Source organism: Paraburkholderia rhizosphaerae (assembly GCF_004366595.1).
Classification (GTDB): Bacteria; Pseudomonadota; Gammaproteobacteria; order Burkholderiales; family Burkholderiaceae; genus Paraburkholderia; species Paraburkholderia rhizosphaerae.
The window spans coordinates 172,482-192,970 of the sequence record NZ_SORE01000006.1 but is presented as its reverse complement, the minus strand read 5'-3'; the positions used below and the strand labels follow the sequence as shown (position 1 = coordinate 192,970).

Here is a 20,489-nt window from a genome sequence, read left to right as displayed (position 1 = left end):
CCCCAGAGGGTATTGGTTGGTTTGTGTCTATGGTTTAACGGTTACCGGTTGCCGGTGCGTCGTCCGCTCGGGCGTGCGTGCGGACTCATTCGCGGGCTCATGCCAGCGCGAGCGCACCGTGCGCGGCGCGCGTCTCGCGGTTGAGCGCCGCCACGTCGACAATCAGCGCGACACTGCCGTCGCCGAGAATCGTCGCGGCGGAAATGCCGTGCACCTTCCGGTAGTTGGTTTCGAGGTTCTTCACGACCACCTGCTGCTGGCCGACCAGTTCGTCGATCAGCATCGCAAAGCGGCGGCCTTCGGTTTCCATGATCGTGACGATGCCCTGCGTCGGATCGGTGCGCGCGCCTTCAACAGTGAACACCGCGTGCAGCGCGACGAGCGGCAGATACTCGCCGCGTACGCGCACTACGCGCTCGCCGTTCGCGACCGTGTAAATGTCTTCGGCGCGCGGCTGCAGCGACTCCATCACGAAGTTCAGCGGCAGAATGAAAATCTCGTTGCCGACCTTCACCGACATGCCGTCAAGAATAGCCAGTGTGAGCGGCAACACGATGCGCGTAGTGCTGCCCTTGCCCGCATGCGACGTGATCTCGACGTGGCCGCCCATCGACTGGATGTTGCGCTTCACGACGTCCATGCCGACGCCGCGGCCCGACACATCGGTCACCTGTTCGGCGGTGGAGAAGCCGGGCAGGAAGATCAGGTTCCACACTTCCTCGTCGGTCATCGATTCGCTGACCGACATGCCCTGCTTCATCGCCTTCGCGAGAATCTTGTCGCGGCGCAGGCCCGCGCCGTCGTCGCTCACTTCGATCACGATGTTGCCGCCGTGATGCGCGGCCGATAGCACCAGTTGGCCGGTACCATCCTTACCCGCCGCGCGGCGCGCCTCGACGGTCTCGATGCCGTGATCGAGACTGTTGCGCACGAGGTGCGTGAGCGGGTCGATGATGCGCTCGATAAGGCTCTTGTCGAGTTCGGTCGCCTGACCGAAGGTGACCAGTTCCACTTCCTTGCCGAGCTTCGCCGCCAGATCGCGAACGAGGCGCGGGAAGCGGCTGAAGACGTAATCCATCGGCATCATGCGGATCGACATCACCGCTTCCTGCAGATCGCGCGCATTGCGCTCCAGCTGCGCCATCCCGTTGTACAGGCGGTCGTGCAGCGCGGGATCGAAGGTGCTGGTGGTTTCCGCGAGCATCGCCTGCGTGATCACCAGTTCGCCGACCAGGTTGATCAGCTGGTCGACCTTCTCGACGCCAACGCGGATCGAACTGCCTTCGGCGCTCGCGGCGGCGGCCGGACGCGCCTTGCGGTCGTGGTCGGCGGACGCCTGAGGCGCGGCCGGTACGGATGCCGGCGCGGCCGAGCCTTCATGGCCCGCGTTGGACGCGGCGCGCGCGGCCGGTGCTGCCGCGGGAGCCGGTGTGGCCGGTGCTGCAGCGGGTTGTACCGCGGCCGCCGGCGCAGCCGCGGGTTGCGCCGGCGCTTGCGGCACGGCTGCGGCCGCCGGTGCTGCCGGAGCGGCTTCCTGCGCTTGTCCGTCGCCGGCCGGCGCGCTGCCGCGGCCGACCGAGATCTGGCTCTCGTCGATCACAAAGCAGCACACCGCGACGATATCGTCGGACGGCACTTCGGTTTCCAGCCACAACGTCAGATCGCTGCCGGCCTTCACCTGACCGACGATCTGTCCGAGGTTGCCCAGCTCTTCAGCGAGCAGCGCCTCGTCCTTCTCACCTACTCCCCGTAGCGTAATTTTCAGATGCGGGCCGGCGGCGTCTGCTGCGCCGCTCGATGCCGGTGTTGCTTGAGAGGTTGCTGCGGCGCCGCCCTGGCGCGCGTTGGCGGCATCGACCGCCTGATCGACCACGTGCTCGGGCGTCGACCCCGTTGCGGCCGGCGCCGGCTGCGCAATCGTTGGCGCCGCGGCGGCGGGCGTTGCCGCGGGCGCGGCTGCCGATGCATCCGCGCCGAAGCGGTTTTCCGCGTTCAGCCGCTCGAGCTTCGCGCAGATCGCCGCGGCCACCGCCGCGTCGGGCTCCTGGCTCGCGCGATAGTCGGCGAGCTGGCCGGACAGCACGTCCTTGGTTTCGAGGAACGTGTCGATCATGTCCTTACGCAACACGAGTTCGTTGTTGCGCGCGCGATCGAGCAGCGATTCGAGGATGTGCGTCGTCTCGGTGAGCGCGGTGAAGCCGAACGTCGCGGCGCCACCCTTGATCGAGTGCGCGGCGCGGAAAATCGCAGCGAGATCTTCCGGATCGGGTTGACCGACGTTGAGATTCAGCAGCAACTGCTCCATCTGCGCGAGCAGTTCGTCGGCCTCGTCAAAGAACGTCTGATAGAACTGTGTGATATCGAGTGTCATGCCTGGTTCACCGCGAATGATTCTGTCTGCTGGGCTCGTGCTGCGTGCTGCGCGTTTTGCTTGGCTGTCCGGTACTCAAGTTGCTGCATGGCGGTGCGTTCAGGTTTCGTCGGGTGCATCGAGCGTCTGGACCAGTTCGGTCAACATGTCCGGGTCGAGCGGTTTCTCGATCCAGCCGGTTGCGCCCGCCGCGCGCGCCGCCGCCTTGAACGGCTCGCCGGATTCTGTTGTCAGCAACAGGATCGGCGTCGCCTCATAGGCCGGGTTCGTGCGCAGTTCGGCGATCAGATCGACGCCGGTCTTACCCGGCATGTGCTGATCGGTCAGCACCAGATCGAACGCCATCGCGAGCGCGTGCTCGAGTCCCTCGTCTCCATCCGCCGCGACCGTCACGTCGTAGCCGGCGGTCGTCAGCGTCGCGGAAAGAATCTCCCGCATCGCGGCCGAATCATCGATCGCGAGAATGTGCCTGATCATGAAAACCTCACTGCGTCTCGAATATTGGTTTACTTGATCTGCGGTGCCGCAGGCGCGAGCTGCGGCGTTGTGATGCCCGGCGCCGGCGTATCCGGCACCACCACACCCGGCGCCCGCGCAGCCGGTGCGGCCGGTTTGACGACCGGCTGCTGCTCGATTTTTTGCAGCAGCGGCGGGGCGAACGCAGCCGAACCGCCGGCATCGTTCGACAGCGTGGTCGTCGTCGTGTCGTCCTGATTCATCTGGTCTTCGGACTTCTTGTTGAGCACGATGATGCTGATGCGCCGGTTCTCCGGGTCGAGCGGATCGGCCTTGTTCAGGTTCTGCGTCGAGGCGAGACCGATCACGCGCAGCACCTTCGATTCGTCCATCCCCCCCGCCACCAGTTCGCGACGCGACGCGCTCGCGCGATCCGCGGACAGCTCCCAGTTGCTATAGCCTTTCTCGCCGCCCGCGTACGGCACCGCGTCGGTGTGACCCTGCACGACGATCCGGTTCGGCACGTCGTTCAACGTCTTGCCAATCTCGCGCAGGATGTCGCGCATATACGGTTCGACTTCGTCCTTCGCGGTCGCGAACATCGGCCGCTTCTGCGAATCGACAATCTCGATGCGTAGACCTTGAATCGTCGAGTCGATGCGGATCTGCTGCTTGAACTGGCGCAGCACCGGGTTCGCCTGGATCGCGGCCATCAGCTTCACCTGCAGATCGTGCAGACGCACCTGTTCGCGCCGCTCGAGCTGGCCTTGCAATTGCGCGGTCGACTGGTCGTCGTTGCGCGACACCGAGTGCGTGCCGTTGCGCGTCTGGCCTTCGGTCTGGCGCATTACGCCCTGGCGGTCGGTCGACATGTCGCGGCCGCCCGCGCGCAGCACGCTCGAGTCGGTCGCGCTGCGGTCGCCGCCCCACAGCGTGATCTTCAGCGGCTGGTTGAAGTAGTCGGCAATGCCCTTCAACTGCACGGTGCTCGCCGAGCTGAGCAGCCACATCAGCAGGAAGAACGCCATCATCGCGGTCATGAAATCCGCGTAGGCGAGCTTCCACGCGCCGCCGTGGTGACCCTTCTTGCCCGGCGACGAGCGCTTGACGACAATCGCGCGATCCTTATCCTTGCTCATTCGGCTGCTCCGCCTGCTCGTGCCTTTAAATCTGCTTGCCTTCTGGCCTGGCTGATTTCACCGGCCTGAGTTCGTCCGCTTTGCTTCGCTGCTTTTGCTTCGCCTGCTTTACTTCGCCTTCACGCGGCGCACGTGTTCCTCGAGCTCCGAGAACGACGGACGCTCAGTCGAGAACAGCACCTTGCGGCCGAACTCGACCGCAATTGCCGGCGCATAGCCGTTCAGGCTCGCGAGTATGGTCACCTTGATGCACTGGAACATCTTGGTCGACTCGGTCACGCGCTGTTCCGCGACGCTCGCGAGCGGTCCGATCAGCCCGTACGAAAGCAGAATGCCGAGGAACGTGCCGACCAGCGCTTGCGCGATCATCTGGCCGAGAATCGCGGGCGGCTTGTCGGCCGACGCCATCGTATGGACGACGCCCATCACCGCCGCGACGATACCGAACGCCGGCATCGCGTCGCCGATCTTCGCGAGCGCATGGCTCGGCGCCTCGCCTTCCGCGTGATGCGTTTCGATCTCTTCGTCCATCAGGCTTTCGATCTCGAACGCATTCATGTTGCCGCCAACCATCAGCCGCAAGTAGTCGGTCAGGAATTCGACGATATGCCGGTCGGCAAGAATCTTCGGATACTGCGTGAAAATCGGACTCTTCTCCGGATCGTCGATATCGGCCTCGAGCGTCAGCGTGCCTTCCTTGCGCGCCTTCGCAAGCAGCACGTACAGGAGCGCCATCAGCTCCATGTAGACGTCCTTGTTGTATTTCGAGCCCTTGAAGAGCGTCGGGATTACGCGCACGGTCGCCTTGATGGTCTTCATCCCGTTGCCGAGAATGAAGGCTCCAACGCCCGCGCCGACGATCATCAGCACTTCGACCGGCTGCAGAAGCGCAGCCAGATGGCCGCCCTCCAGCATATAGCCGCCGAAGACGGACAGCAGCGTCACGAGTGTTCCCAGGAAAATCAGCACCGCGGAGCCCCCAAAATAGGCGACGGAGATCGTCGTTAAAGGGGTTTACGGCAGGGAAACGAAAAACCTTTGATGGAAAAGCGACCCGCCGCCCTCCGTGTAAACCTTGGGGCGGCGCTGCTTTGCGGGCGGTTCAGGTGGCCCCGTTCCGGCGGATAAGCGTTAGTGGGCCGAATCTGCGAAGCAAGTCGAATGGCCAGTTTCCATCGGTCAGTTCGAATTGGCCAGGTTCGCGGAGCGTCCCTTATGCGCCGACCTGGAAGCGTCGCCCCGAATGGCCTTGCTCGAATGGCCTTGCGCGAATGGCCTTGCCCGACGGGCCGAGCCCAATGGGCCGGCCTGGCCAACCCCGATGAGCCACAACCCGCCCGACGCAATAGGCCAGCGCAAATGGGCCAGCCCAACGGGCCCCTCATACTGCCGCGCGCGCGCGGTCGTCGGCGGCCTTGCGGGTCTTGCCGGCCCGCGAAGGCGGCTGGCACAGCCCGCAGACGAAGCCCGCGCGAGGATCATGCGCGTGTGCGACGAAATGTCCACCGCACCGCGTGCACGGCATCAGTTGCAGCATCCCGGAGTCGAAGAAGCGTACGAGTGTCCATGCGCGCGTCAAGCTCAGTACCGGTTCCTCGCCGTGCATCTGCACGTGCTCGCGATACAGCCGGTAACCCTTGACGATCGACTGGATCGTCTCGCACCCGCCGCGCGCCGACATGAACCGGTAGATGTTGTAGAACAGCGACGAATGAATGTTCGGCTGCCACGTCATGAACCAGTCGGTCGAGAACGGCAGCATGCCCTTCGGCGGCGATTCGCCTTTCAGTTCCTTGTACAGCTTGATCAGGCGATCGCGCGACAGACTGGTTTCCGCCTCGAGCAACTGGAGGCGCGCGCCCAGTTCGATCAACTCGATCGCCAGCGTGATTTCGCGCACCTCGAGCACTACGCTCCTAGTCGCCATGCGCGGCGCGCTCCGTGTGATAGCGAAGCGCCGGCCGGACCGGCCGCACGCCGATTCGCGAGAGGTTCCGCGTGCAGTCCCGCAACGCGGCGCGCATCAACCGATTTGCTCGACAGGCTGACCCGCCATCAGGATCGCGGAGTGCGCCTGGCTGACGGACGACGGCTTGCCCTTGTCGGCGAGCGAAGAAAGGATCGTGTGGTCGTCGAAACGGAACCGGCATAGCAACTGGTTCGATGCCGACAGCTTGACGGTCTGCGCGAGTGTCAGATTCACGAGCACGTCGGCGAGCTGCTCCGAGATTCCCATGCGGAACATCCCCATCGGCTTGTCGTCGCGCAGCAGACGTTGTGCGAGCAACAGGTACGACAGGTTCACTTCCTTGATCTCATTGAGCATGTCACTACTAGCGACGGCAGCGCTCATGATTCCCCCGAATTTGATGCCTGAATTGAAGCCTGAGTGGTCTTGACTTGTCTTGTCTGGCCGGCACGAAATCGTTTGCCTTTGCGCGTCCGCTTTCTCCGTGGGGACACGAACGGCAGTGTGATGACCGTGGGACGAATTGTCTCCTTAGCGCATTTGCACGGAAAGCGGACATACGCCCCTTTTACGCGACGGATTTGTCCATTAATTCTGTAGGAGTTTTTCCTACAAAAAGCAGGGGAGGAAATGCGGAAGCTTTTTGGCCAGGCGAATGCGCGGCCGGGGTGCAACGGCGAGCGAATTATAGGGCGATTTCATCTGACCGCAACGAAGAACGTGTAACTGGCGAACCGCCGCTTGCCCATGAACCGCATGCTCGCCGATCGGGTCGGGGGGCCGCAGAAGGTTGTCGCATAAGGCGAGCGCGCATCGCGCGGCAATTGCAACAGCCTGTGTTTCCCGCTGTAACAACATTAAGCGTTTGAAAAATAGGTCGAATTATCGCGCTGGATGCTGATAATGAACCTTAAGGGATAACCCGATTTCGGCCCGCTTCGGCTTCAGGCCACCTTCGGGCGAGCGCGCCCCGATGCATTCAGGCGCGCCCCGCCCCATCCGTCCGACCGGCACTCGCCTTTCACTGCGCCTCTTGCGCGGTCGTGCGAAGTAGCCCTCTGAACAGGAGTCAACACAATGCGAATCGCACAAATCGCGCCGCTTTATGAAGCCGTTCCCCCGAAGCTCTATGGCGGCACCGAGCGCGTCGTGTCTTATCTTACCGAGGCGCTGGTCGACCTCGGCCACGACGTGACGCTCTTCGCGAGCGGCGATTCGGTGACCTCCGCGAAGCTTGAGGCCGCATGGCCGCGCGCGCTGCGTCTGGATCCGACGATCCGCGACACGATGGCGCCGCATATGCTGCTGCTCGAGCGCGTGCGCCGCATGGCGCACGAATTCGACGTGCTGCATTTTCACCTCGACTACCTGCCGTTTCCGCTGTTCACGCAGCTGGATACGCCGTTCGTCACGACACTGCACGGGCGGCTCGACCTGCCCGAACTGCAGCCGATGTTCGATACGTTCGCCGACGCGCCGGTCATTTCGATCTCCGACTCGCAGCGCCAGCCGCTGCTGCAGGCGAACTGGCTGAACACGATCTACCACGGCCTGCCGGAAGATCTGCTCACGCCGCGCACCGATCGCAAGCCCGAATATCTGGCGTTCCTGGGCCGGATCTGCCCGGAAAAGCGTGTCGACACCGCGATTCGCATCGCTGCGCAAACCGGCTTGCCGCTGAAGATCGCCGCGAAGGTCGACAAGGTCGACACGGATTACTTCAAGTCGGAAATTGAACCGTTGCTGTCGCAGGCGCATGTCGAGTTCATCGGCGAGATCAACGAGGCACAGAAGCCCGAGTTTCTCTCCGGCGCGAAGGCGCTGCTGTTCCCGATCGACTGGAGCGAGCCGTTCGGCCTCGTGATGATCGAGTCGATGGCGTGCGGTACGCCGGTGGTTGCGTTCAACCGCGGCTCGGTGCCGGAAGTGATCGATCACGGTCTGACCGGCTATATCGTCGAAGACGTGCAAGGCGCCGTCGCGGCGGTGCAGCGCATCGACGAGCTGTCGCGCGAAAAGATCCGTGCTCAGTTCGAGCAGCGCTTTAGCGCGAAGACCATGGCGCAGAACTACGTAGACGGCTATATGACGCTGGTCGAGGCCGCGCGCCGCCCGATCCTGCGCCGCGTCGCCGCCGGCTAACGAAGATGATGGGTGGCGCCGCTTTTCGCCGCGGCGCCACGCGCTTTAGCGATCGCTTTTCAGATGTTTCCAACTATGCGTACGACGCGCACGGTTCGCGAATATCCAGATGTAAAACGTTTGCGCACATCCGGATCACAGTGGAAACACCGATGATTTGTAAAAAAGCCGCCTTCCGAAGGCGGCTTTTTATTGCTTGAAGCCGGTGCCGGTATGCGACCCGGTGCGCGGTTTTAGGTCCGGCGGATTGTCAGCGCTTTTGGATCGCGCTTTCAGCGCGCATTAGCTGCGCTGGCACAATTCCGAATTACTCTGACAGCGTCGCTTTTCAGCAAACGCGGACAAAATTGCGTAACCGCGTATGGATCGGGCCGCGAACGGTTACGCAATATCCGACTTTCCGATTACGACTGGCCGATCAGGAACCGGTCGCGGCTCTTGCCGGCAATCCATTTCGGCGGCTTGCCACGACCGCTCCACGTATTGCCGCTTTTCGGATCGCGGTATTTCGGCGGCAGCGGCGCCTTCTTCGGCGGGCGGCCGCGCCGCGCCGCGGCGGCAAAGCCCAGGTCTTGCGGCGTCAAACCGTATTCGGCGATCTGACGTTGAATTTCGGCAATCACATTGCCGACTTCGACGCGGCGGGCTTCGTCCGCCTGGGCTTGCAGCTTGGCGATCTGAACCTTCAGATCAGCATATTGCGACATTTCGGCCTCCCTTTATGTCCAACCCCGTTGGTTTGGAGATTAGCGTTGTTTAATAAAGTCCGCAACGGACAATAATACATTTTACGCGAAAACCTCTGATAATTTTGCTGAAAGACAACGCTAAATGCACTGCAAATTTCCGAAGAATATGTACAGACCAGTGCGGAATTAACAAAAGTTGACACCCGCATTCGCAATGAGTCTGTTCGAATGCGCGCCAATCCCGATATATCCGGGTATTTGCGGGTTCTGTTAGGCCGAGTGCGTCGAAATCGCTGCAGCGTTCAGCCGCGGTTTCGCGTGTTCGAGTAAGCGCGTTTGCCGGCAGGACTACGGTCACGCCATTAAAGAAGCGGCACAGATGTAAGGCTCGTTTACGGCTGGCGCCATGCGACCCGACAGCGCACGCCCAGGTGGGCCGCAAACGCCACGCGCGATGCGGGTTTGCAGCGTCGCGCAGGCCAGGTTCACCCTTTCAACGATTAAGCCGCGCTTTCAGTCCGTAACATCCTGTCGCAGTACCCGGACGACGGAATGCGTAGATTGGACCTGTGCGACCGAGGTGTCGCGTTCCGGGAGAACCAATATGAAGCGCATCGTCACTCATCTGCTCGTCGCAGCGGGTCTCGCGGCCGGCGTTTGCGGGGTTGCGCAGGCGCATGGCAACCTCAGCATCGGACTCTCGCCCGGCGCGCTGGCACCCGCGTACGTCCAGCCGGCGCCGGTCTACGCGGCGCCGCGCCCGATCCACTATTCGGGCTGGGACCGCGGCGGCTGGGATCATCGCGGATGGGATCGACGCGACGATCATCGCGGCTGGAATGGCGGCGATGATCGCCGTGGATGGAATCGCGGCGACGATCATCGATGGGAGTATCGCGACCAGAATCACCGCAGCTGGGATCACGGCCGGACCTGGGGCAACTGGCGTGACTAACGGACGCCCGGCAGCGCGGGACTCAGCCGGCAGCGCGTGATCCTCGTGCGCCGCCCCGCCAGGGGACCAGCGGGCCGCCGCTGCAACCGCGGTTGACCCACCGGCTCGAGGTCAACTCATTGCGGGCACAACAGCTTGCGCCCGCGGTCATCTTCTTCGGGACCTTCAAGGCACCACTTCGTCGCGCATCTCAAACAGCTTGCGCAGATGGTGCGCGACGCCCGCCTCGAAGTTATTGCCGATACGGGGGACGGCCGGCAGCCTCGCGATCAGATCCGGATTCGCATTGTTCATCATGAACGGATGGCCGGCGGTCTCGAGCAGATCGATATCGTTCATGTTGTCGCCAAATGCCACGCAGCGCGCCGCGGCGATACCGAGACGGTTCAGTACGACCTGTAGCGCGCGCCCCTTCGACACATTCGGCGCCATGACCTCGAGGCAGTCGGGCATCGAATAGGTGACGTATAACGACGCGCCGAATTCGCGCTCGAGATTGGCCGATACCGCGGCGAGATCATCGGGCTCGCCGACGTAGAGCACTTTCGCGATATCGCGGCCATCGTGCGCGTGCAGATTCACAACCTCATAAGCGAAGCCCGAATCCTGGTGATAGCGCAGCAGGTGCGGCGCATCGCGGTCGATGAACCATTCGCGGTCCGCAAACAGATTGGCGATCACACGGCCATGCGCGCCGGTGATCTCCGGCTGCACGAGGCGCTTCACCGTCGCGGGCGGCAGGTTCTGCGCGTGGATCATCGCGCCGTCGGGCGCGTGAATGCGCGCGCCATTCGACGTAACAAGATATGGACTGATGCCGAGCACGTCGCGAATACCCGCGACATCGGAATAGTGACGGCCGGTCGCGATGATGAAATGCAACCCTTGCGCTTCGAGGCTGCGCACGGTCGCGACCGTGAATGGATCGACCTGATGGTTTGCGTTGAGCAGGGTGCCGTCGAGATCGGTGGCGATAACGCTATACATGATATGGGCAGCGAACGACTTCGGAGGACGTATTTTATCGTCGCTCGCGGCCCGCTCACGCGCGCGCGGAGAATACTTTCGCCGCTTCGCGCTGCGCGAGTTGAAGCGCGCCGTGCGCCGAGTCGGAGAGCGGCGCGCGCAGACGCGCCTGCAGGCTGGCGGGCACAAACTCGCGCAACGGCACGGATAAGCCGCCGCACAGTGCGACAGGCAGCGTGCCGTCCGGATTCAGCGCCACAGCCATCTGTTCGATCTGCTCACCGGCTTCGGCAAGCAGCCGCGCCGCGACCGGATGATCGCGATGCGCGAGTACAACCGGCGCAAGACTCGCATACGCAGTCTGATTCGCGCTGCACAGCCAGACAACAAGGCTGTCGCGGTCCTGCGCGCCAACCCGATCGAGCAGTGCGCGCGCGAGATCGTCAAGCGGCGCGCGGCCATCGAGCGCCCGTTGCGCGTGCACGATGATGCGCAGCCCGAACCACACACCGCCGGCCTCGTCAGCGGTCGGATAACCGTAACCACCGGCGATCCGGCACGTGCCCGCATCGTCGAGCGATGCGGCGATGCTGCCGGTGCCAATCGCGACCACCACGCCGGGAGCGCCGCCGTGCGCGCCAAGCAGTGTCGTGTACGCATCGCTTTCGACCGCGAGGCCCGCGACAGCCGGCGCCTTGTCGCGGAACGCGGCGAGCCAGTCGCGGTTGTTGACGCCCGCCAGCCCGCAGCCGACCACGCAACGCGACCAGTCGAGCGCAACACCGGCGCGCGCGAACGCGTCGGCGCTGGCCGCTTCGATCGACTGCCATGCGCGCTCGACGCCCAGCGCGAGGCCCGATGGTCCGCTCGTAGCGGTCGCCAGTTCGCGCCCTTGCGCATCGCCGAGCACGACGCGCGTGCCCGTGCCCCCACCATCGACGCCAATCAGATAGAAGTGCGTATCCATCGGATAAAGGTTCATTGAGAATGACGCGGCCGAATGGCCGGCTTGCGAACCGGTAACGATCCGCTATGCTTGCAAGGCTTTTTCCCACCCATGACCACGCAGGAGCCCAATGTGACACAACCACGCGAAACGCAGCGATGCACCTGGGCAAGCAGCGAAGCACTCGCACACTATCACGACAAAGAGTGGGGTGTCCCGTCTCGCGACGATCGCCACCTGTTCGAGATGCTCGTGCTCGAGGGTGCGCAGGCCGGCTTGTCGTGGTCGACGATTTTGAACAAGCGTGAAGGATACCGCCGGGCGTTCGCAAATTTCGATGTCGATGCAGTCGCGCGATTCACCGCGAAGCAGATCGATGCGCTGATGCTCGACGCGTCAATCGTGCGCAATCGCGCGAAACTCGAGTCGGTGGTCGCGAACGCGCGCGCGGTCCAGCAGATTCGCGACGAACATGGGTCGCTGTCGAACTTTATCTGGTCATTCGTCGACCAGACGCCGATTCAGAATACGTGGGCCAACTACCGGCACGCGCCGGCGTCGACCGAGGTTTCCGATGCGCTTAGCAAGGGCCTGAAGGCCTACGGTTGCAAGTTCGTCGGCACCACGATCTGTTATGCGTTCATGCAGGCAATCGGCATGGTCAATGATCATCAGGCGGACTGCGCATATCACGCGAAATGCGCGGCGCTCGGCAAGAAAGGGCGTAACCGGAAAGCAAGCCACTGATTGCGACACACCGCACAAGCGCAAAAAAGCGGGGTGAACCTGAGTTCATCCCGCTTTTTTTCTACGCCCCGCACGCGCCTGATGCTCAGGTCTTACCGCCCGGGTGACGCCGCGAATGCTCTTAGTGGAGCTTCTTCGGCAGCATCTGGCTGCGCAGGCGCTTATGCAGACGCTTCACGGCAGCTGCTTTCTTGCGCTTACGCACGGCCGTCGGCTTTTCGTACGACTGACGCTCACGCAGTTCGGCGATCAGGCCGTTCTTTTCAATCGCGCGGCGGAAGCGGCGAATCGCCACTTCGAACGGCTCGTTTTCCTTCAGAAAAATGGTCGTCATGGAGTTCCTAACTCGATCATTGATACGGTTTCAACTGCGTGAAGGTCGATTCACGCGCCGGCGCTCCGGTGGGTTGCCCCGCTCGACTCATGGCCATGCGAGGCCAGAACAGGACAAACAGCTTGCGAAGCGGCCCGGAGGCCGGAAAAGAGAGGTGGAATTTCACCACAGACGCTGGCTCGCGGATACCGCGCTTTAACCGGCCACCCGCCCGCGGTTACACCGCGGTTACACGATAACGGACCGATGCCCGTGCCGCGCTTGACTGCCGCCTGACGCTGACCGGCCGCCATTTCCCGGAACCGGGACGGTGCCGCCCAACGGCGATCTCAATCCAATCCGCGATCATATCAGGGATATGTGTCGCTGGCCACTCATTTTTCCGTTCCGTCAAGGACTTCCGGGGCCAGTCTACCGCGATGCGGCTGCCGCTGCGCACGGCGGCGGCCGGGGGGCCGATCCGCAGCGACGGCCACCGCCCCCCCCAATATTCAGCCCTTCGACGCCTGCTATTAACAAATTTTTACAGATTCAGCGCCCCATCCCAACCACCTGAATCAGAAAGATTTTCGGCAAATCGCCCGGAGAGCCGCAACTGGCTTGGCGCTACGACAGATGCGCAGGATCGTGTTCGTTCCCTCAAGTTTTTTTTCTCAACGCCGTCAACCTTCACTGAGGCGGCCAGCAATGAACGAGTGCTTCCGCCGATCTCAACGTTGCCATGATTCAAGACTAACGCCTCTACGGAGAACCTCATGCTCAGCATTAACAGCAATATCAGCTCGCTGGTCGCTCAGGAAAACCTGAATGCTTCCGGCAGCGCACTGTCGCAGGCGATTACCCGTCTGTCGTCGGGTAAGCGCATCAACAGCGCGGCGGACGACGCAGCTGGCCTCGCTATTTCGACCTCGCTGCAAACGCAGATCAACGGCCTGAACCAGGGCGTGCAGAATGCGAACAACGGCGTGTCGCTGGTGCAAACGGCCGGCACGGGTCTGTCGCAGATCACGGCTAGCCTGCAGCGTATTCGTCAGCTGGCTGGCGAAGCAACGGGCGGCACGCTGACGGCGGCCAACCAGGCAGCACTGCAACAGGAAGTGGCGCAGCAGATCTCGGAAGTGAACCGTATCGCTTCGCAAACGCAGTTCAACGGCATCGGCCTGCTGAATGGTCAAGCTGGCCTGATCAACGTTCAGGTTGGCGCGAACGTCGGTCAAACGGTTACGCTCGACCTGAGCCAAGGCGTTTCGGCTGCTTCGCTCGGAACGGGCTTCGTGCAGTCGGGCGACACGCTCGGCTCGATCACGGGTCTGAACCTGAACTCGAACGGCACGGAAAACACGACTGGCGGCTCCGGCGCGATCCAGCAGATCAACATCCAGTCGAACGGCACGGGCGGCTTCACGTTCACCGACCAGAACGGCAACGCGATCTCGTCGGCTGCATCGGCTGCGCTGTTCACGGTCACGACGACGAACGGCGTCGCATCGCTGTCGCTGAATTCCGCTGGTACGAGCGCGCTCGATCCGACGAACGAACTCACCGACATCGCCGGCGCGTTCAGCTCGACGGCCGCCGCAGGTACGATCTTCGGCAAGATCTCGGGCATCAACGTCGACAGCACGACGGGTACGGACGCAGCTGCGGGCACGGCTAACACGATCACGTCGGTCACCGTCGAAGCTGACGGCAAGGGCGGTCTCACGTTCCTCGACCAGCATGGTAACCAGCTGTCGTCGGCTGCTACCGCCGGTCTGTTCGGCACGTCCACCGGCTCGGGCCTCACGTTCGCAGCGACACCGAAGAGCACGATCGGCTCGAGCGTTGCAGGCACGCAACCGGCAGGCAGCGCGCTGGCAACGGTCAACACGCTGAACGTTCCGACGTCGGTGTCGCAGATCGACATCAGCACGACGATCGGCGCGAACAACGCGATCGAATCGATCGACAACGCACTGGCGACGATCAACAACATCCAGGCATCGCTTGGCGCCGCGCAAAACCGCTTCACGGCAATTTCGCAGTCGCAGCAGAACGAGTCGACCGACCTGTCGGGCGCCCAGTCGCAAATCACGGACGCCGACTTCGCGCAGGAAACGGCGAACCTGAGCAAGTCGCAAGTGCTCCAGCAAGCGGGTATCTCGGTGCTGGCACAAGCGAACTCGCAGCCGCAGCAAGTGCTGAAGCTTCTGCAGTAAGATTCGCCTCGCGGTAGTAACGCAGCAGTAAATCGCGCGGATGAGCCGGCAGTACAGGTAACACGGCTCATCCGCGTGCGTGTCTTAACGGGGCATCGCCCCGTTTGCACACACAGGCAGATAAAGACGCATAGCAGGTCAATGAAAGCATCGCCCAAGCGGGCGTCAAACAGACGCAACGCGGACGTGATACACAACAGGCAGTACACGCAGCACACAAGCAAGCAACCCAGCAATACAACGCCCTATACCCGGATCGTTGCACGTTACGCAGGCCTAGCAGGCCGCTCGGAGCCTTTCAATGTCGAGTCTCTCACCCGCCCAGACAGCGGCCCAAGCCGCGGCGCAAGCAGCGCAAGCCGTCAAGGATGCCGCCCAGTCGCTGATTTCCGGTTCGACCGGCAGTTCGCTGGACGTCAGCTCGCTCGTGTCCGCCCTCGTGAAAGCGAAGACCGCCGGCCCGGCCGCCACATTGCAGGCGCAAGCGACCAGCGACTCGAACCAGATCACCGCGCTCGCTACGCTATCCGCGTCGATGTCTGGCTTGCAGACGGCACTCGCCCCGTTCCTGAACGGCAACGCATTGTCGTCGTTTACGGCGACGATGAGTGGCGACGGAATCACCGCGAAGACCGGCGCGGGCGCGTCGGCAGGCAGCTTCCAGATCAATCCGACGCAGGTTGCTCAGGCACAAACGCTGACGTCCGGCACGTTTAACACCAACGACGCGAACGCGATGGGCAGCGGCACCTTGACCATTTCGCTCGGCAACAGCAGCGGCGGCGCGACCGCGAAGTCGTTCACGGTCGATGTGAACGGGTCGAACGACAGCCTGCAGGACATCGCGAGCGCGATCAATTCGGCGTCGAACAATCCCGGCATCAAGGCGGTCGTCGTAACCGGGGTGAACGGCCAGTCGATCAGCTTGCAGTCCACGGCGACCGGCGCGGCCAATACGATCAGCATCGCGGTCAGCGGCGCAGGCACCAGCCCGCTGAACAATCTCGCGGTGTCGACCGGACCCGGTACTGACGGGACCGGCGCATCGGTTATCAATGCAGGCGCCGCCAACTGGACGCAGACGCAAGCCGCACAGGACGCGAAGCTGTTTGTCAACGGCACGCTGGTCACGAGTTCGACTAACACGATCTCCAAGGCCATCCCGGGTGTGACGCTCACGCTCGATCCGAACAATCCAAAAACGATCGGCGGCGTGCAAACGCTGACTATCGCCACAGACAACAACTCGGTCGAAACGGACCTGTCCGCGTTCGTGACCGCGTACAACGCGGTGATCGACCAGCTGAACTCGCTCGCCGCGCCGAACTCCACGCAGACGACGGGCGGCGGCGGCCTCCTGCTTGGCGATGAAATGCTGAACCAGATCGGCGCAGCGCTTGGCGGCATCGCGGGCGGCAAGATTTCGAGCGGCGGCCTGCAGGGCACGCTCGCTTCGCTCGGCATCACGTTCCAGACGAACACCGGCGGCAACCCGTTCGCGGAATTGCAGATCGACGCGGACCCGAACGGCCCGTCGCTCGACGATGTGGTCGCGAACAATCCGGGTATCATCAGCGCGCTGTTCAACGACACCAACGGTATCGCACAGCAACTGAACACGGCACTGGACAGCTACACGTCGACTAGCGGTATTATCGCGTCGCGCACCAATTCGCTAACCGATGACATCAAGAGTCTCGGCAAGCAGCAGGACGATCTGAACGATTTCGCCGCACAGCTGACGTCGCAGTTCAACGACCAGTTCACCGCGCTCAACACGCTGATGGCGCAGGCGCAGTCGAATACGAACTTCCTGAACGCGCTGTTCGGCACTGCGCAAAACCCGGGCTCGCTGAATGGCAAGTAAGCGCCGCTGACGCAGTAGACAGTACGCAACCGCACTACCGTTTCAAACTCCGCTCAATAACCGGGAGTTCGCATGGCGATGGACCAGAATCAACTGCTCGAGCGTGTCGTCGAGCTCACTCGCTTGATCGACGAGGCTGCGGCGATCTCCGATTGGCCGCGCGCCGCGCGTCTGATGGAACGGCGCACGCCGTTGCTCGAATCGCTGACGTTGCCGAAGTCGCCTGCGGCATTGCAGGCGCTGCGCCGCGTGCAAGCGTCAATCGACGCGCTGCGTACGCGGGCAAAGACGTCGCAGGCGGAACTCGAAACGGAATACGGCACAGCCGTGCGCGGCGTCCATGCCGCGAGTGCGTACACGCGCGTCGGAATGCTCTGATCCGGCGACGCAGTTTCTATCGAATACTAATAAGAATAACGCGCCAGTTGTCAGGTGCGCTCGTTCAGCTCAGGCCCGCTTTACGCGGGCTTTTTTATTTTCGCGTTTCCGTCTCCCCGTTCCGTCTGCCCGTTTCTAACCCCCGTTTCTATCTTCCATTAAGCCCATCCGGCCGGCCGCCCGACGCCCTAGCTCGATGCGCGTGCGCGCACGCGAGGCCGCTACGCACCGAACAACGGGGGAATCCAGCATCTGCTCGCCGAATCGTTCATCACCCAAGTCTCTAGACTGTCCATGGGGCAATTTGCTCTGAAGTCCGATGCCTGGAAGGGAACCCATGACTCTCGACGCCACTCTGCAGCAGGCCGTGCAACACCATCAAGCCGAGGCTTTCGCGGAAGCGGAACAGTTGTACCGCGCCATTCTGCAAGTGCAGCCGGATCACCCGGATGCGAACCACAACCTCGGTATTCTCGCGGTGCAGCTCGAGCAGCTCGCGATGGCGTTGCCGTTTCTGAGGGCGGCAGTCAGCGCCAACCCACAACGTGTCGATTTCTGGCGCGTGTATATCGAAGCGCTCGAGCTCGCGGGCCAGCGCGACGAAGCGGCGCGGGTTCGTGAAGCCGGTCGCCGGCATGGTGTGACCGAAGACGTTGGTCCGATCGCGACAAATGGCGCAGCGAGTGGCCACACCAGCGGCAACGCAAGCCCGGCGACGCTCGCCGAGGTGTTCGCGCTGGCGGGTGAGTTCGTCGAAACGATTACCACGCTGACCGCGCAAGGCGACTATGCAAGCGCCGAAGCGCTCGGCCGGCAGATGACGCAATGTCTGCCGGAGCACGGTTTCGGCTGGAAAACGCTCGCGCATGCCGCGCTGCGGCGCAGTGACCTCGATGGCGCAGTGCCCGCGTTGCAGCACGCGGTGCGGCTTCTGCCCCAGGACACGACACTGCGCAACCATCTGAATGCCGCCACGGCGATGCGTAAAGCCCGCGAGCTCGACAACGCCGGACAATACGATGCCGCGGCCGCGCTCTACCGGACGGTCGTCGACTGCTATCCGCAGTATCCGGACGGCTTGCACAAGCTTGCGGTTGTGCTGATTCGCCTGTACCAGGCAGAAGCGGCCGTCCCGCTACTCGAGACGGCGCTCGGCATTAATCCGAATCAACCGCAGTACTGGATGAACTACGTCGACGCGCTGTTGCAATCCGGACAGACGCAGGCGGCATGGGCGGCGCTCGAAATGGGACAGCAGCGCGGCATGGCCGGCAAGGCCGTCGACGAAATCGTTCAGTTGATGACCCGGATCTCGGCGCAGAACCTGAGTATGGTACCTACGCCGGTTACCACGCCGCAGCAGAATACCGTCATTTCTACGCCGCCGTCGCCCGCTCGGCCTGCAGCGCGAACTCTTCCCGCGACGGCGAACGAGCCGTTGCCGTCACCGCAGGAATGCGAAACGGCGATCGCCCATTTCAATAAAGGGCGTCTCGAGGAAGCCCTCACCGCCGCGCGCACGCTCACGGAGCGTTATCCGTCGCATCCGCTCGGCTGGAAAGTATTGGGTTGTGGTTCGTATCGGCTCGGCCGCTACGAAGCCGCGTTCGATGCCCTGCAGACGGCGAGCCGCCTTGCGCCGCTCGACGTCGAAGTGCTGCTGGCGCACATCAGTCTTCTGCTCGGAAGACACATGGTGGAAGAAGCCGAAGCGCGCTGTCAGGCGCTGCTCGACATTGATCCTGACCATGGTGAAGGACTGCGTGTAATGGGCATCGTGCTGCTGCAGCAGGCACGCCTGAAAGAAGCGGAGCAGTATGCGCGCCGCTCAATGGCAGTGGCGCCCGATACGCCCGAGGTGCGTGTCACGCTCGGCGCAGTCCTGTTGCAACAGGGTCGGCATGCCGAAGCAGCGGATTACTTCCGACGGGCAATCGAGTTGCAGCCCGACAACAACCTCGCGTTCGAGAATCTCTGTTTCTCGCTGAGCCACATTGAGAACATCGAACCCGGTGCACTGTTCGCCGAACACGCGCGCTATGGCGAGCATTTCGAAAAACCGCTGAAAAAGCGTTGGAAACCGCACCGTAATCAGAAAGACCCGAACCGTCCGCTGCATGTGGGCTTTATCTCCGGCGATCTGCGTGCTCACGCGGTTGCCAACTTCATCGAGCCGGTGCTCGAGCGGCTCGCCCGCGACGAGCGCCTGGTTCTGCACGCGTACTCGAATACCCCCGGCGAGGATCACGTCACCGACCGGCTGCGACGCCATTTCGCCCACTGGAGCCACGTCTACGGCGCGAAAGACGACTCTATCGCGGAGCAGATCCGCGCCGACGGCATCGACATCCTGATCGAACTCGCCGGCCATACCGCGAACAACCGGCTGCTGACGATGGCGCGCAAACCGGCGCCGGTGCAGGCAAGCTGGATCGGCTACCCAGGCACGACCGGGTTGACCGCCGTCGATTACTTCCTTGCCGACCGGTTCTGGGCGCCGCACCACGCATTCCACAACCTTTTCACCGAAAAGATTGTCTACCTGCCGGCGGTGGCGCCGTTCAGGCACGAAGAGTTGTCGCCGCCCGTCAATGCACTGCCCGCGTCCCGCAACGGCCATGTGACGTTCGGCAGCTTCAACCGCATCGAGAAACTACGGCGTGACGTGATCGAGTTGTGGGCGAAGGTGCTGCACGCGGTGCCGGGTTCGAGGATGGTGATCGGCTCGATGCCGAAAGACAGCGTACCGGACGAACTGATCGGCTGGTTCGCGGATGCCGGCATTGCGCGCGAGCGGCTCGATCTCAAACCGCGTTCGTCGGTCGCGGTCTATCTGCAACAGCATTATCACGTCGACATCTGCCTCGACACGTTCCCGTTCACCGGCCTCACGACGACGATGCAGGCGTTGTGGATGGGCGTGCCGACGCTCACGTTGCCGGGCCGCACGGTTCCGGGCCGCAGCGGTGTGACCGCGCTGTCGCACGTCGGGCTCGAATCGTTTATCGCCGACGATAGTGACGATTTCGTCCGCAAGGCCGTTGGCCATGCGCGCGACCTGCCGGCGCTCGCCGCACTGCGCGCCGGCATGCGCGCACGCTGCGAACAGTCGCCGATGTTTAACCCCGACCTGATCGCCAATGCGTTCGCGCAGGCGCTGCGTGAAATGTGGCGCAGATGGTGTGAAGGGAAAGCGGCGGAGTCGTTCGAAGTTTCGCCGACCATGCAAGCCGCGCAGGCTGTGCATGCGCACGAGTAACGCGAGCAGATCGAGACTGGATTGTGCTGGGGCGGCAGGTGAGGCGCTGATTGGGCTGGAGGTCCGGTCAGCG

The 20,489-nt window shown here is 62.9% G+C and carries 17 protein-coding genes; 7 read left to right on the top strand and 10 right to left on the bottom strand.

The window, feature by feature from the left end:
* Positions 1-97: 97 nt before the first annotated feature.
* The 6 genes from cheA to flhD form a co-directional block, all read right to left on the bottom strand.
* A complete protein-coding gene (gene cheA / locus BX592_RS10190; RefSeq protein ID WP_134191640.1) occupies positions 98-2,371 on the bottom strand; it encodes a chemotaxis protein CheA in 2,274 nt (757 codons plus the stop codon).
* A 99-nt stretch (positions 2,372-2,470) separates the two neighbouring features.
* Positions 2,471-2,848 (bottom strand): response regulator, encoded by a 378-nt coding sequence (locus BX592_RS10185; RefSeq protein ID WP_134191639.1) that lies wholly within the window; start codon positions 2,846-2,848, stop codon positions 2,471-2,473.
* A 29-nt stretch (positions 2,849-2,877) separates the two neighbouring features.
* Positions 2,878-3,966 carry a flagellar motor protein MotB gene (gene motB, locus BX592_RS10180; protein WP_134191638.1) on the bottom strand — a complete coding sequence of 363 codons (1,089 nt, stop codon included), beginning with the start codon at positions 3,964-3,966 and terminating at the stop codon, positions 2,878-2,880.
* A 108-nt stretch (positions 3,967-4,074) separates the two neighbouring features.
* On the bottom strand, positions 4,075-4,935 hold the full coding sequence (gene motA / locus BX592_RS10175; RefSeq protein WP_134191637.1) for a flagellar motor stator protein MotA: 861 nt from the start codon (positions 4,933-4,935) through the stop codon (positions 4,075-4,077).
* A gap of 412 nt (positions 4,936-5,347) precedes the next feature.
* Complete coding sequence (gene flhC, locus BX592_RS10170) at positions 5,348-5,893, bottom strand: flagellar transcriptional regulator FlhC (protein ID WP_134191636.1); 546 nt, start codon at positions 5,891-5,893, stop codon at positions 5,348-5,350.
* 96 nt (positions 5,894-5,989) lie between these two features.
* Positions 5,990-6,319 carry a flagellar transcriptional regulator FlhD gene (gene flhD / locus BX592_RS10165; protein WP_134191635.1) on the bottom strand — a complete coding sequence of 110 codons (330 nt, stop codon included), beginning with the start codon at positions 6,317-6,319 and terminating at the stop codon, positions 5,990-5,992.
* A gap of 693 nt (positions 6,320-7,012) precedes the next feature.
* Here flhD and BX592_RS10160 point away from each other — a divergent pair.
* Entirely contained in the window at positions 7,013-8,077 is a 1,065-nt protein-coding gene (locus BX592_RS10160; protein ID WP_134191634.1) for a glycosyltransferase family 4 protein, read from the top strand.
* A gap of 404 nt (positions 8,078-8,481) precedes the next feature.
* Here the strand turns inward: BX592_RS10160 and BX592_RS10155 are convergent, their stop codons facing one another.
* Entirely contained in the window at positions 8,482-8,784 is a 303-nt protein-coding gene (locus BX592_RS10155) for an H-NS histone family protein (protein ID WP_134191633.1), read from the bottom strand.
* A 586-nt stretch (positions 8,785-9,370) separates the two neighbouring features.
* On the opposite strand from BX592_RS10155, the gene BX592_RS10150 reads away from it, so the two are divergent.
* The gene (locus tag BX592_RS10150) at positions 9,371-9,721 is read left to right on the top strand and encodes a hypothetical protein (RefSeq protein ID WP_134191632.1); all 351 of its coding nucleotides are present in this window, start codon (positions 9,371-9,373) and stop codon (positions 9,719-9,721) included.
* A 165-nt stretch (positions 9,722-9,886) separates the two neighbouring features.
* On the opposite strand, the gene BX592_RS10145 is transcribed toward BX592_RS10150, so the two are convergent.
* Both BX592_RS10145 and BX592_RS10140 read right to left on the bottom strand, forming a co-directional pair.
* Positions 9,887-10,708, bottom strand: a complete 822-nt coding sequence (locus BX592_RS10145) for a Cof-type HAD-IIB family hydrolase (RefSeq protein WP_134191631.1) — start codon at positions 10,706-10,708, stop codon at positions 9,887-9,889.
* A gap of 55 nt (positions 10,709-10,763) precedes the next feature.
* A complete protein-coding gene (locus BX592_RS10140; RefSeq protein WP_134191774.1) occupies positions 10,764-11,654 on the bottom strand; it encodes a glucosamine kinase nucleotide-binding domain-containing protein in 891 nt (296 codons plus the stop codon).
* A 111-nt stretch (positions 11,655-11,765) separates the two neighbouring features.
* Between BX592_RS10140 and BX592_RS10135 the strand changes: the two genes are divergently transcribed.
* On the top strand, positions 11,766-12,380 hold the full coding sequence (locus tag BX592_RS10135; RefSeq protein ID WP_243849453.1) for a DNA-3-methyladenine glycosylase I: 615 nt from the start codon (positions 11,766-11,768) through the stop codon (positions 12,378-12,380).
* A 121-nt stretch (positions 12,381-12,501) separates the two neighbouring features.
* Here the strand turns inward: BX592_RS10135 and rpsU are convergent, their stop codons facing one another.
* A complete protein-coding gene (rpsU, locus tag BX592_RS10130; protein WP_075155305.1) occupies positions 12,502-12,714 on the bottom strand; it encodes a 30S ribosomal protein S21 in 213 nt (70 codons plus the stop codon).
* A 755-nt stretch (positions 12,715-13,469) separates the two neighbouring features.
* On the opposite strand from rpsU, the gene BX592_RS10125 reads away from it, so the two are divergent.
* The 4 genes from BX592_RS10125 (at position 13,470) to BX592_RS10110 (ending at position 20,416) form a co-directional block, all read left to right on the top strand.
* A complete protein-coding gene (locus tag BX592_RS10125; RefSeq protein ID WP_134191629.1) occupies positions 13,470-14,912 on the top strand; it encodes a flagellin N-terminal helical domain-containing protein in 1,443 nt (480 codons plus the stop codon).
* 301 nt (positions 14,913-15,213) lie between these two features.
* Positions 15,214-16,779, top strand: coding sequence for a flagellar filament capping protein FliD (gene fliD / locus BX592_RS10120; protein WP_134191628.1), 1,566 nt, complete (start codon positions 15,214-15,216; stop codon positions 16,777-16,779).
* A 78-nt stretch (positions 16,780-16,857) separates the two neighbouring features.
* A complete protein-coding gene (fliT, locus tag BX592_RS10115) occupies positions 16,858-17,157 on the top strand; it encodes a flagellar protein FliT (protein WP_166676329.1) in 300 nt (99 codons plus the stop codon).
* 337 nt (positions 17,158-17,494) lie between these two features.
* A complete protein-coding gene (locus BX592_RS10110) occupies positions 17,495-20,416 on the top strand; it encodes a tetratricopeptide repeat protein (RefSeq protein ID WP_166676328.1) in 2,922 nt (973 codons plus the stop codon).
* Positions 20,417-20,489 lie beyond the last annotated feature (73 nt).